This window comes from Paenibacillus sp. W2I17 (genome assembly GCF_030815985.1).
GTDB lineage: Bacteria > Bacillota > Bacilli > Paenibacillales > Paenibacillaceae > Paenibacillus.
In genome coordinates, this window is sequence record NZ_JAUSXM010000001.1 from 3055103 (window position 1) to 3069969 (window position 14867).

The window sequence follows — 14867 nt, forward strand, 5'->3', positions numbered from 1 at the left end:
TGGATAAACCTGAATTTGGTAAAAAAGACCACCGAAATTTTTCGGTGGTCTTTTTGTTTTGGCTATGATTTTTTGAGGCATGCTATTTGATTTGATATTCTATCCTGGTCATACTGCATACTGCTACTTTAAGCATTCAAACGCTTTTTCCATTTGACTCTTCTCACATATCCTCTTACTTTGCCTTAGCTCATGAATATCGTATGTAGATGATACTTGGTGAGTTCGTTTATTTCCCAATAACTATCCGATCAGTAACAGTAGTACACCAATGACAATCATAACAACACCGAGAATACCATATACCACTCTTGCGCCCTGCCGTCCAATGGTCTTTACAAAAATTCCTGCTCTGAAACTCTTCATAAACCAATCCCAATTGTTGATACCTCCGAGCAAACTAAAAATTCCTGCCGCTATGGCAAATAGTGCGATTAAAACGGGTTGATCTTGCATTACGTCAACACTCCTTCAATATAATCCTGTCTACTATACCTTCACTTGGTGAAAATTAACAGGCATAAATTAGAAAAAAACAGCTTGCAGATGGGAGTCTGCAAGCTGTTCTAAACCGTCTATATCATGCGTTTTATTGCTTTTCCAACTCGTTTGCCGCCAATAGCAAGGTTACCACTTCAGCACGTGTTGCTTCAGCGAGGGGGTTAAACATATTTTTGCCTGTTCCCTTCACCAGTCCTGCATCATATGCAGCAGCGATATATGGAACAGCCCACGCCGGTACTTTATCTGCATCCGCAAAACTCAGTGCCGGATTGGATTGTACCGGAAGACCGAGTGCTCTGACGAGCATAACCGTCATCTCTACCCGCGATACTTTACCCGATGAACGGAACGTATCATCCGTGTACCCACTAATGATGCCTTGATCCACTGCCTGAGCAATAAAGGATTGTGCCCATGCAGGTATCCCAGCAGCATCCTTAAACGTCAATGCCTTGTTGCTGGCTGGAAGTTCAAATGCTCTTCCCAACATCACAATGAATTCGGCGCGTGTCGCTGGTGCATTCGGACGGAAATTACCATCCTGATACCCGTTCACAATTCCCCGGGAAATGGCCTGCTCAATGGCAGCCGCTGCCCAGTGATTTCCGATGTCCTTCAGGTCAACAACCGGAGTAGTTGGATTAGGATTTCCTCCATTACCCGGAACAGTTGGCGTAGTTGGGTTTGTAGGATTGGTTGGTGTGGTTGGAGTTACAGGCGGGGTAGGTGTTGTAGACCCTCCATCACTGTTACCACTGCCCGGATTACTTCCATTATTCCCGCCACCATTACCAGGATTGCTTCCATTTCCGTTCCCCGGAAGTGGCGTACCTTTCAGATCCGTGCTGCGTCCTTCCGTCTTTTGATCGACTGTACCTACACGGTTCAGATGTTCATGGAAGATTTCATAATCGACCAGATTCAATTCGTAGAATCGATTAGCATCTTTTGCCGTTCTCATAGCACGATAGAAGTCTCCACCATTAGCCATGAACGAATTGGTAGCGACGATATAATACCCGTTCAGATCGATATCCGAGTAGGTACCATCTGTATTCTTAATCTGAACTTTGATCACACGTTGACCCACTTGGGTCACGGTATTGGTCGTTGCATCAATTTTTTCACCTGGCTTCGTGGAATCGTAGTAGAAACGCATACCTGCCACTTGCGGGAAGCGCCCTTCCCCCGTTTCCACACCACTAACGCCATTTTCCAGCGCGGCTGTGATTTCCTTGCCTGTCATTTTCAACGCAGACAGGTTATTACCGAACGGCATCACAGTCAGGAGATTACCCAGCGTAATATCACCTGTCTGGAATGAAGCACGAATGCCACCGCCGTTCTGGATCGCTACGTATCCTTTGACGTCATTTTCCTGTACAATGGATTTCACTTTCTCCAGCATACCGTCTGTCATCAGGTTTCCTAAATTGGTTTCCTGTTTCCGCACAGTGCCCCGTTCTCCATCCAGGAAGACATTTGTTTTACCGATAACTGTTTTCTTGAATTGTTCCAGCTGAGGCGCATATTCTTTCAGCTTGTTTGCGGCTTCCACATCATCAGCATAGACGAATTGGCCGTTAGCATCTTTGGCATCCAGACTCAATAATTTGCCGTTCCACATCTTCAATACGCCTGCTTCATCAAACGTAACATCCAATTGACCAAGAGAAACGTCATATTCCCCAGTCTGCACAACCAAAGTTGGGTCCGCATGGGTATCCACCAAAACTGGCGCGTTCAGAATGGTGTGTGAATGACCACCTACCACAATGTCGATTCCTTCTACGGCTTCAGCTAATTTCAGATCCTCAGAGTAGCCAAGGTGAGTCAAAGCAATGATTTTATTAATACCTTCATTTTGCAGCATTTGTACAGTTGCTTGTGCACTTGCCTTGTAATCCGCAAACTTCAAGTCATCTCCTGGTGAAGAAAGAGATACCGTGTCAGGTGTTGTCAGTCCGAAAATACCGACTCGCTCACCATTCACTTCCGTAATAATCGCCGGATAGATTTCAGCTTTCTCACCCGGATCACCGATGCTATTGTTGTACAAACCACTCAAGCTTGCATCCTTTGAATAATCAATATTAGCACTTACAAACGGGAACTCTGCTTTTTCAATAAATGCTTTCAGTACGCTTGGACCTTTATCAAACTCATGGTTTCCGAAGGTCATCGCATCATATCCAATCATGTTCATGAATTCCAGATCAGCCAGACCGCTAAACAGATTGAAGTACAATGTACCAGAGAATACATCCCCTGCATCCAGCACCAGGGTACTATCATTGCGTGCTTCCTTAATTGCCGTTACTCGGCGCGGGATATTATCCAGATGCGCATGTGTATCATTCGTGTGCAGTACACGCAGGTTGAAGTCCCCTTCTTCCACTGAATTTCCAATACTTAGTTGTGCGAGCAGTGGATCATGGTCGCTCACTCGTCCATCTGCTGTCTCAAAATCGGCATTCACATGTACCACTTCGATGGCTGCTGTCCCAGTCAGGTTTTTACTTACCAAAATGTGATCCAGTGTCTGAGAGTTTCCATCATAAATGTAGGAATACCGCTGATTTTCTGGAAGTTCGTTTACCAGATTATCCAGTTCATTACCTTCAACAATGTTCAATGTATTTGAGAATTGGAAGTCATTAAAATCACCGAGAACGACGACATTTACATCAGGGTCTTTGTTCAGTAACTCTTTCACAAATCCATTCACCAATGCAGCTTGCTTCGCACGTTGAACTTCACTGCTTCGAGTGGCAGGCTGTATGTTTCCAAAAGGTTTCAGGTCTCCACCTTTGGAATTGAAGTGATTGGCAATCACCACTACACGTTCACCATTGAATTCGAATTCAGCGGCAAGTGGTTTGCGGGAGCTGGCGAATGCCTCATCCCCTGGTGCAATACGACCCGGGTTATTGGAGAGACTGCCGTCAGCTTTGACTGTGATCGCTGTCGTAGCATTTCCTTTTCCGATACCAGTAGCCAACGATACACGGTTCGGTTGATAAAGGAATCCTACACGAATGTTGGCACCTGGTGCCCCACCATCCTTGTTATTTTCCGGAGAAATTTCACTATATCGATATGTTGGTCCATTGTTCGCTTTGATTGCATCAATTAGAGTCTGAAAACTCTCATTAGCTGCTGTTGTACCTGTGTCGGCATCACCATCGTTATCCTGAACTTCCATAATGCCAATGATGTCTGGCGTGTTCAGATTATCCACGATGATTTTACCGATTTTATTGGCTCGTGTGGCATCTTTTTTGCTGAAGTTCTCCACATTAAACGTAGCAATGGTCAGTTTATCTGCCGCTTGTTCAATGGAAGTAGTCGCTTGTTTCGTTTCTCCAGGGATAACTGCTGGCAAATTCCCTTCAGGACTCACCTTGAAATTGCCGCTAGAGTATGTCATTACTCCGATTACATTACCATCCAACTTATCGCCTGTTTTAACTGCTTTGGAAGGTTTCTTGCCGATAAACAGACGCTGCGGATTGAGATCACTCTCATTCACACCTTTCTTGTTATCGGTCAGAACAACACCACCATTAGGTGTGCGAAGTGGATTGTTCTCACCATTATCCACAACAACGGCCAGACCCGGTTGACTGGAGTAAGGACCTATAATTTCAGGCTTTTCCAGTTCAACACGCATGCCTTCCAGACTTTCATAGAAGTCTATAGCATCCGTCTCCGGATTAAATTCTGCAAAAGAGTCCGAGTCAATGACTGTTGGAATGATTCGTCCTTTGGCACCCAACTTCACAGGTACAGGTAGATCGACTTTTTCTAACACTTTTACAATCGTACTCGCCGTAATTTGCGTGGTGGTTAATTCGTTAACCGCCCCATATTCCGTAACTTTGCCGGATACCTTCACCTGGTTGCCAACGGTAACCCCATGGCTCGGTTTATATACCTGAATGGCTTCGGATGACCGATGATCATCGTCCATCTCATCCGGAAGCTCTTGCATGTAAAAACTGCTTGTACTGACGGAGGTAACAATACCTTCGATATCCTTAACATCGTATCCGTTAAAAACAGAAGTATGTCCTGCGCCCTGAATATCATGGATACGCACGTTTTCTTTATCAGGAAGTATTTGATACGTAAAGGTGTACACTGCACTGGATTGTCCATTAAGAATGGCAACAGCCTTGATTACGATGTCTTGATCAATCACTATTGGACTACTATACACGGCGGAAGAAGAAGTAGGCTCTGTATTATCCGTCGTGTAATGTACAACTGCACTCTTGGCTGGAGAGGTTAATGTGACTTCATTGTTCCGGGGAATCCCGCCAGATGGAACACTTGCCATCACAGACAGGCTATTTTCTACAACATCTGCGGCTGTTCTAGGCAAAAGCTCTAATCCGTAATTACTGTTGAAGGTCAGAACACCTTGCACATATTCGTAGGTTTTGCCAACAGTTAGCGCGGTAGGAGAGTTTTTGGCGTAAATCGTCATCTCAGCACCATGACTATCCGTAGCGTAAAACGTCGAACTACTGCCACGTGTTACCTGAATATCTCTTACTTCGACAAACATTCCCTCATACTTTTCGCCCGGACCTTTGTTACTTTGGTCTGCTGGTCTGACAAAGTCTGTGGACACCATATTTTTGGGTTCGGGGAGTGTTATATTTTGCTCAGTGACCTTCATGTATCCTTCGGAAAAACCTGACTTATCCTTCTCGATCTGGACGAGTCCGCTGTAGTGGGTAATTGGACCATACACTTCAATGCGATCCCCCACATCAACCTGATTTTTCGCTCGGACTACAATGCCAGCCTCTTCGTCTTGAATATAATAATTCGTGAATTCTCCGGAGAGTTCACTGTACGTTACGACACCTGAAACGGCTACATTTGTATTTGGTGCAAGGACTCTCGCATCAGCAATGGATATGATTCCAGTCTCGTCTGCTTCCTGTACTTCTGCATTATCCGTCTCAGCTGGTTCTTCACTTTCAGTTCCATCAAAATCACCATCTTCGTTAGTTGGTGACTCTGTCCTCTCCAGGTCTGACGATTCTTCAGTTGGGACAGTATTCGGTATGGAAGTCTCCTGATCACTTGAGTGCTGCTCTTCCGCTACTACACTTTCCTCATCAGCATATGCGGTGCTACTTAATCCACCTATTGGTGCCGCACCTGTAACGACAAGAACGAAAATCAGAAACCCTTGTACCCAACGTTTCACTTGCTTGTTGTTCATTCGTCCTACCCCCATGCTTTCAACTTGGCAATCATTTGTTCAGCCAGCTTGTACATTAGTTCAAATATAAGATAACTGAATAACAGACTTGTGTAAACAATATTTCTTCGTTATGAAAGAAAATAGAACACTTATATTACATTTTCTAAACTAATCTCTATAATAATGAATAAATAGTACTAACTTTTAACTAAAAACAAGTTATTAAGCCTATTAAAGTTATATAAGTGTTAGATATACGATTACTTAACGTCAATTAAATTAACATTTACAATGAATATATATACGAATTCGACATTTAGTGACAGTACCCATTTCTTTAAACCCACTAAAAACTGAGTCTTGAGACATGCATTTTCACATGATAAAACGATATGTACGGATCAATTTAGATCACCACATTAACTGAGTATAAAAGAGAACTATTAAGCGCAAAATCAGTATGAGTTAATAGAATGTTAATTATTACCTGATAATTAACAAAGACATATAACCACATCAAAAAAAACCACAAGAACATCTCCAATTACTCTCAGAGACTTTCTTGTGGGATAATACAAAATATGAAAAATGATACTAATCTCACTTTTTCGAAATGTTACAGACGGTCTTCAATACACTTCTGTGTCTGGTGTCAATGTAATATTACTTCCATAGGGTTCAATTAATCCTTGTTGCTCCAAGTACTGATCAACGTATCGATCTGCATTCAGTGAAGTTGACCCGATCCAGTCTGAATATGTTTTTCCAAACATTTTATATAGTATTTCACTAGTATATTCATTACTTAATTCCCCAAAAACAGTATATAACTGTTTTACCGTATTCGTGTGTTTTTTCCCCTCTAAATCGGTCCATGTTACTTTTTTATTCAGATCTACCTTCCTTATATCCTTAGTATATATTTGTACATTTGACCCATTGATTTTGAAGTACACACGGATGCTTTTTTCGTAAGGATGACCCTTTAGAATGCTCCACCCTTTCATATCTCCAGTAGCTGGCACAGCATAAAGTTTCCCTTTTGTTGGAGTTGTTCCTGTTACACTGTTTTGTTTTTGAGGTTGTTCAATATTAATAGTCATTTTACCTTTACCAATGGATACTTGCATCTGCTTAGCTTTAGAGTTATAAGTCACAGTTCCATCCAGAGCATCTGAGAGAACAGAAGCAGGAAACAAAGTTATGCCATTTTGAACAAGCAGCGGGGACTTGAGAGTTAATGGCTCTCCATTTAACGTTGCTTTTGTTCCCTTTTTCGGGAGAGTTAGTTTGGTAGAACCAACTTTAATCTCGAAGGCGTCCTGTTGAGCAATGTAACTAACACTCCCTCCCAGTGCCTTGAATACCTCTTTCATCGGAACAAGAGTCACACCATTTTTTATGTATCCTCCATCAATTGCTTCATCCAAACTACCTGAAATAGTAACTGATCTTTCAACATTTTCGACTTTAACAGTAATTGTTGAAGAACCTACACCTATTACCTTTACCATCCCAGTGCTCAGCACTTGAAGTATATGAGGTTCACTGATCGTATAATCTGTTTTTGTAAGACCTGTATTTCTTCTGTAGTATGGATCGTTATCGCTATGTATTGAATTTTCGTCATCATACACAACAACTATATTAAGATTAATCTTACCACCGACCGAAACTGTAGTATTAGGGATGAGTTCAATATCTTTAACTTTAAGTTCCTCCGCATAAACACTTGAAACAAACAACAACATAAATGCCATCATTAGAACCGTTACTCTTTTCATTCACTTGTACTCCTTCTTATTTTTAATATTGTCCATTGCTTTTCATGAATCCATGTATTGGGATACCCCTTTCAGCTTCCTATTCTATTTTCGGATGCATTAACAAAAAATGTTAGTCTTTTTCTTTAGTAAATCAAAAAAATTGAATGCAGCTTAATCACTGCATTCAACATGGATATAAATTAGATTATTTCTTCACCGTACTGTTATATTGCGCAATCTTGTCTGTAATTTGTTTAGCTGCTGCATCCAATGCTTCCTGTGGTGTACCTTGTCCATTCAGGACCGTTTCAATCGCTCCTTCGACAAGTTGTCTGGCTTCCGGGAATACACCCATTAATGCCCCGGATGTTGCTGTCGAATCCGCGGAAGCGTGCAATTGGTCGACTGCTGTCTGGAATTGCGGGTACTTCGCCATATTATCCTTTAATACTTGCTCATTGTAGGCTGCTGTCGTAATAGGGAAGTATCCTGTCGCAACACTCCAGTTTGCTTGTACCTCTGGTGTAGCCAAGTACTTGATGAATTCCCATGCCGCTTGCTGTTGTGCTTCCGATTTGTTGTTCATGATGTACAGGCTTGCTCCACCCACTACAACGCCGCCTTCTTTGGCATCCGCTGGACGAGGCAGGAAGCCTGTCCCCAGTTCAAACTTTCCACCTGAACCTTCTACGATTTTACGCAGGCCAGCCGTAGAATCCAGGGTCATACCGATTTGCTGAGCGGTAAATGCTGCTGTTGTATCGTCTGTGCTACGTCCCAGATTGGAGAGGGTTTTCTCGTCAATCATCTTTTTCCACCACGTTAATGTCTTCACTCCAGCTTCGGAGTTCAGCAGAGACTCTGTTGCTGCCTCAGTTCTTCCGTTTCCATTGTTTACATAATCTGCATTCTGGTTCGCAAAGAATTGTTCCATGAACCAGCCGTAGATCGCCATGGATGCACCTGGCTTACCGTCTTTCGCCAATGCTTTTGCCGCTTGCTCAAACTCTTCATACGTCTTTGGCGGGTTCTCCGGGTCCAGACCTGCTGCTTTGAACATATCCTTGTTGTAGTAAAGGATCGGGTTCGATGTGTTAAACGGCATGGCGTTCAATTTGCCATCGATGGTGTAGTATCTGATGATGTTTGGCTCCAGTTGGGACAGGTCGAACTGATCCTTGTCGATGAACTGTTGTACTGGCGTAATCATGCCCGAATCGATCATGAACTTGCTACCAATCTCATAGACTTGGATAATGTCTGGACCGCTGTCTGAGCCCATGGATGCTTTGAGTTTGTTCAGACTTTCATCGTACTTCCCTTGATAGATGGGTTTCACCTGAATGTCGGGATGGCTAGCGTTAAAATCGGAAGCGAGTTGGTTAATGGCTTTCTCCCCAGCGCCAGACATGGAATGCCACCACGTCAATTGTGTTGTTTCAGCTGCGGCCGCTTCTGCTTGTGCTCCACTTGCCGGGCTGCTTGTTTCAGCTTTTGTTCCGCAAGCGGAAATGACCAACATGAGTGCAGCTAGCATTAATGCGAATGTTCCTCTTTTTTTCAAACGAAATCGCTCTCCTTTTATATGGCTCGCTTCAACATAAGTGCTTTGGGTGCTGCAAGGTGGCCGTTCCGGATATGAATCGTTCTTTTGATCGCTGTTACCCCCGGATTTTTTCATTCTCCCTTTCAAAGGGGAAAATCCGGTGATAAAGGCGAACGCTTCGCTTCTTCAGAATCGATTCTTCTCCTTCACTACTTTTGCAGTTCTTCAAAGACTTATTGAAAGGCGAGCCTCATTTTATTCGCTCCTGGTATCCAAACCGTGGACCTTGTACGAAGATACAAGGTTTAATTCAAAACCTCTAAATCAAAATCTTTAGATCAAAACATTCAGACTTTCAATTTCAATTTAATAGTTGTAAACCTTACCCCTCTTACCCCTTCAGCGCGCCTGCGGCCATTCCGCGGACAAGCTGTTTCAACCCGAAGATCAATAACAGTAAGGATGGTAGAATGACCATGGCTGTTCCAGCAAATACCAGATTCCACGCTGTGGATTCCTGGAACTCCAGCATCGAGATTCCGATCTGTGCGGTTCTCATTTCCGGTGTGTTTGTCACCAGCAGCGGCCAGAGATACGAATTGTACATGCTAAGGAATGAATAGATTGCCAGTGTTCCAAGTGCCGGACGGGACAAAGGCAAGACATGCGATATGAAATAGCGAATATGACCACAACCGTCGATCCTCGCCGCCTCGAACAATTCCTTGGGTAGCTGCATGAAGAACTGTCTTAGCAGGAATGTACCAAACGCCGTTGCCAGAAACGGCACAGTAAGCCCCTGGTAACTATCCAGCCAACCCCAGCTGCGAACCGTCAGGTAGTTGGGGATCATCGTCACTTCCCACGGAATCATCATCGTTGCGACAAACATGCTGAAGATGACGTTTTTGCCTTTGAACTGCATTTTCGCAAAAGCATAGGCTGCCATACTCGCTGTAATCAATTGACCAAGCGTTGTCAGTCCTGCGACAAGAAAGGTATTGCCGATAAATCGACCGATCGGAACAATATCAAATACTTCGCTAAAGTTGGACAGATCGATTGAATTTGGAATGATATGCGGCGGATAAGCACTCGCATCTTCCGGCGTCATCACGGCCATGAAAAAGGTGTACATCACCGGATACAGCACAAGCGCTGCACAGATCGTCAGTAATACATACAACAGCGTTTTGGTCCATGTCGCACTCATTGGTAATGCACTTTCCTTTCTACCCATTTGAACTGGATCAGGGTCAGCAGCATAATCACCACGAACAGGATCAGTGCCTGTGCACTACCTGTACCAAAACGGAAATTAACGAAGGCTTCCTGATAGATGGAATAGACGAAAACATTCGTACTGTCCATCGGACCACCCCGGGTTAGAATGTTGATCTGACCGAACGATTGAAAAGCACCAATGATCGATACGACCGTAACAAAGAATAACGTTGGTGACAGTAGCGGCATCGAAATTTTGCGAAACGTCAGCAAGGGTCCTGCGCCGTCAATCTTGGCGCTCTCATAGATCTCATCCGGGATGCCTGCCAAACCACTGGATAGAATAATGTAGTTGAATCCAAGGTTCATCCAGATCGTCATGATGGAGATCGAGATCAATGCCCAATCCGGGCTGGTGAGCCAGGGAATTGGATCGATACCTACTTTGCCAAGCAGATAATTCAGCATGCCCAGGGTGGGATGGAACAGAAACTTCCAGATCACCGCTGACGAACCAACGGATAACACCACAGGCAGAGAGAATACAAACTGGAACACACGCATTCCCTTGAACCGATTGTGAGTCAGTGCAGCCAGAATCAGAGCAGCCAGCATACCTGTAGGCACTGTAAACAGGACAAATAGTAATGTCACTTTCATCCCTTGCATAAACAGTCCTGATTGGAACACGGCCTTGAAGTTATCCAGTCCAACATAAGCCGCAATCTGTCCCGTCGGATCTGTGGAATGCAGACTAAGGTACACGGACTTAAACATCGGGTAAAACAGAAACACTGCAAACAAAAGCAGCGATGGTGCCAGGAAACCATAGGCCAGCAGATTCTCCCGCATTCGCTGCACACGCAGCGAGGCTGTCCGGCGCTCACTCGTACCGGATACGCGCCGTTTGGCGGCGGGCAAGCTGATCCGGTTATCAAGCTCACTCATCGGATTTTCTTCCCCCTTGTTTCACGCATTCAGTGTGTGTGAAATGTTACATCAACTTCAGCACCACGTTATCTAGTGTAAGAGTCGAATGTCACAGCAAAATTCATTCTGAATCAACGTAACGTTAATCATGGACAAGGGACTTTACGGAAATGTGCATCCATTCGAAAGTGGTATCCAGACCGGATGTCACAACAAAAAACCGCAAGAACTCCCCTGTTTGGAGATGTCCCTGCGGTTTGATGTGTAAATGGAATATGAACATTTGCCTATTAATGAAAGTGACTCATTTTACAATAATCTGTAAATCTTCCAAACGAGGTGAATCGATTAACCGTTCGAGTTAACGATTAAGATGATATGGCACCGTTGTGACAATCACGTCTTTGTAATTGATCAGATAGGCTCGGATCATGAAGCTGGTCTGGTTGTGCAGTACATTTTGCCACCAATGCTTGGTGATGAATTGTGGAATTAGAATGGTGATATGATCGGTCTCAGCCGTTTTCCACTCTACAGTATCAATGAATTTCTTGAGCGGCCCCATAATGCTGCGGTATCTCGATTTGATCACGACCAGACGAACACCTGGATTCCACTCCTCCCACTTCTGCTCCATCTTGCGTATCGCCTCATCATCGAATCCAATGTACAGCGCGACCACGTGATCCGACATCGTCTGGGCGTAACTGATCGTATTCATGACAACCCGGGTAATGCCTGCAACAGGAATGACTATCGTATTGCCTTTTTTGGCTGGTTTATCAACCTGAATATCAATCCGCAGCTCATCTGCAATGTTGCAATAATGACGGTGAATACGCATGAACACATAAACAACGAGTGGCAAAAAGATAAAGATGACCCATGTCTGCGTGAACTTGGTGAAAATAAAGATCAGTGTAATCGATAATGTAGTCAGCATACCGACGGTATTGACCAGCAACTTCATCTGCCAGCCAGACGGTTTGACTTTGATCCAGCGAATCATCATACCGAGCTGTGACAGGGTAAATGGAATGAACACCCCAACCGCGTAGAGCGGAATCAGGCTTTCCGTATTTCCTTTGAACCCGACCACCAGCAGCGCAGACATCACACTGAGGAAAATGATCCCGTTCGAGAAACCAAGCCGGTCTCCTCTGACCATAAATGCATGCGGCATGTATTTATCCTTTGCCATCATGAAGGATAACAGCGGAAAAGCCGAATAAGCTGTGTTGGCAGCGAGGAACAGGATCAGTGCCGTTACACCCTGGATGATAAAATACATCGTGCCCCTGCCAAACGTCGCTTCAGCAATCTGGGAAATGACCGTTGCTTTGGGATCAGGCTTCACTCCGTACCCATAAGCCAGTAAGGTGATTCCGATGAACATGGCTCCCAATATACAACCCATGAGCAGTAATGTACCCGCGGCATTTTTCTCGGCAGGCTGCTTGAAGTTCGGGATTGCGTTACTTACCGCTTCCACGCCAGTCAAGGCCGAACAACCGGAGCTGAATGCTTTCAGTAACAGAAACATACTCACATGGGATAGACTTGTTCCGAATTCAGGTGCAGCTGCTTCCATCCCCCCGGCAAGAAATTTGATTCCGCCCGAGATAATCAGAACCGCAATTGAAAAGATAAACAGATAAATCGGGATCGCCAGCACAGACGCTGACTCCGTTACTCCCCGCAAATTCATAATCGTTAGAAAAACTATCATAATCAGAGCAATCACAACACTGTAGTCATGCAGCATAGGAAAAGCCGACGTAATCGCATCTGTCCCTGCCGACGAACTTACCGCAACGGTCAAAATATAATCGACCAGCAGAGATCCTCCGGCAATCAGACTGGATGTTGTACCCAGGTTATCCTTGGCTACGATATAAGCGCCGCCCCCTGTTGGATAAGCAAATATCGTCTGGCGATAGGAAAAAATTAAAATGACGAGTAATCCCAGCACGGCGATGGAAATCGGAACAGAATACCACAGGGCAGCGAATCCGGCCGCAACGAGCACCAGCAAAATCTGTTCCGTACCGTAGGCAACGGACGATAGGGCATCCGAGGACAGGATGGCGAGCGCCTTCCATTTCCCCAATTTTTCTCCATCCAGTTCAGCCGATTTCATGGGCTTGCCTATTAAGATTCTCTTCATTTTGCCAAGCATGATCATAACTTCCTTCCGTCTCTCATCTGTGAAGCATTGTTATTATGCAAAATCGCAGAGCCATTGACAATACGTCATTTCACCCGAAATTCGCCAGCGCGTGATAATGCATTCTACGATTCAATAATCGATAACAAAGCCATTCTTGTTCAGCAATTTGAACTTTTTTGAACCAAAATGACGATTGTTCGTCAAAAAAAAGGAAATGACCTCTGGTTCAATGAACCAAAGACCACTTCCTTGATCTATGCGTTAACTATATTAACTGCCCAGAATTCCGGGACGAGGAGTAACACCAAACGCTTGTGCCAGTGTGGTCAGCTGCTCATCCGTAATTCTCTGCCGGATCTCGTGACCAGCAACCAGCATATATACTTGGGCTGCCTTCTCAATGGTCTCAATCAGTCCAAATGCCTCGTCAATCGTTGTTCCTGTTCCAAAGATGCCATGTTGCGGCCAGATGACCGCGTGGTATTCTTTCATTTTCTCAGCCGTTTCGCTGCCAATCTCATTCGATCCAGGAATCATCCATGGAATAATGCCAATTCCATCCGGGAATACAACCACACACTCCGTGCACATCTGCCAGAGGGTCTTGGTGAATTTTGCTTCATCCAATTCGTGGATAAACGTCATAGCCAATACATGAGTGGCATGGTTGTGCATGACAACCCGGTGGTTGGGGTCCAATTTCAAACGTTCGATATGGCTCATGAAATGTGTAGGCAACTCACTTGTTGGATTCGCCCCCGTCTTCAATCCCCAGAGCACTTCCAGCTCCTGTCCATCTTGCGATACACGCAGCAACCCTAGATTACTTTCCGGATCAGCGAGTACATTTTTGAAATATTTGCCCGATGCGGTCACGATAAAATACTTGCCTGCCAGCTCCTTCACCGAAAATGCCGGTTTGATCTTGCGAATCACATGATGGATATCGATATATTGGGCAACTTCCTCTTCCTCCAACAGATAGCTGACATTCCCCCCATTGCGCTCATCCCAGCCATTTTTCCACATATGTTGTGTAATCTCAGCCATCTCACGGACAAATGGAATATGGAAACCGGCAGCCTGCGTTGTTTCATTGGTAAGGGTCACGTTCATGATGAATCTCTCCTTATATTGAAAATCAAATGGATTGCCACGTACATAGTAAGTTCTTTATTTCACATTCATTATACCTTTGTTTATCTTTGATAGTCAATAAAAAACACAGAAATTATCTTTTATTTATTTTTGTTTAGTTTTGTTTATTTGAAAATTAAACAAAAAAATACCCCACCGGCGCCCGGCGGGGTCAGTCACACATCTATTTAACACGAGAAGGGGTTTACAAGACTTATCTTACCTCTGCTACCTTAATAGAAGATGAAAGCGAAATAAAAAAAGCATGAAAACATATATCCCCTTGGACAGAAGATTGAGTACCTCCTTTTCATTCAGTACATATATCTCTCTGTCCAAACGCTTTTGTCGATTCTAACATATGCT

8 protein-coding genes are annotated in these 14867 nt (G+C 44.2%); all 8 read right to left on the reverse strand.

Going from position 1 to position 14867, the window contains the following annotated elements; all coding sequences use genetic code 11:
* Positions 1–243 precede the first annotated feature (243 nt).
* On the reverse strand, positions 244–456 hold the full coding sequence (locus tag QF041_RS13665; protein ID WP_047842001.1) for an immunity 17 family protein: 213 nt from the start codon (positions 454–456) through the stop codon (positions 244–246).
* A 133-nt stretch (positions 457–589) separates the two neighbouring features.
* On the reverse strand, positions 590–5746 hold the full coding sequence (locus QF041_RS13670) for an S-layer homology domain-containing protein (RefSeq protein ID WP_307414574.1): 5157 nt from the start codon (positions 5744–5746) through the stop codon (positions 590–592).
* 611 nt (positions 5747–6357) lie between these two features.
* Positions 6358–7512: a copper amine oxidase N-terminal domain-containing protein gene (locus QF041_RS13675; RefSeq protein WP_307414575.1), complete on the reverse strand. Its 1155-nt coding sequence runs from the start codon at positions 7510–7512 to the stop codon at positions 6358–6360.
* 187 nt (positions 7513–7699) lie between these two features.
* Positions 7700–9058 carry an ABC transporter substrate-binding protein gene (locus QF041_RS13680; RefSeq protein ID WP_133386752.1) on the reverse strand — a complete coding sequence of 453 codons (1359 nt, stop codon included), beginning with the start codon at positions 9056–9058 and terminating at the stop codon, positions 7700–7702.
* 373 nt (positions 9059–9431) lie between these two features.
* Positions 9432–10253, reverse strand: coding sequence for a carbohydrate ABC transporter permease (locus QF041_RS13685; RefSeq protein WP_036669010.1), 822 nt, complete (start codon positions 10251–10253; stop codon positions 9432–9434).
* Positions 10250–11212: a carbohydrate ABC transporter permease gene (locus tag QF041_RS13690; RefSeq protein WP_074093958.1), complete on the reverse strand. Its 963-nt coding sequence runs from the start codon at positions 11210–11212 to the stop codon at positions 10250–10252. The genes QF041_RS13685 and QF041_RS13690 overlap by 4 nt, the downstream gene beginning before the upstream one ends.
* A gap of 343 nt (positions 11213–11555) precedes the next feature.
* Positions 11556–13373: an APC family permease gene (locus QF041_RS13695; protein WP_036669004.1), complete on the reverse strand. Its 1818-nt coding sequence runs from the start codon at positions 13371–13373 to the stop codon at positions 11556–11558.
* A 261-nt stretch (positions 13374–13634) separates the two neighbouring features.
* Positions 13635–14480 (reverse strand): rhamnulose-1-phosphate aldolase, encoded by an 846-nt coding sequence (rhaD, locus tag QF041_RS13700; protein WP_307414577.1) that lies wholly within the window; start codon positions 14478–14480, stop codon positions 13635–13637.
* Between the last annotated feature and the right edge of the window lie 387 nt (positions 14481–14867).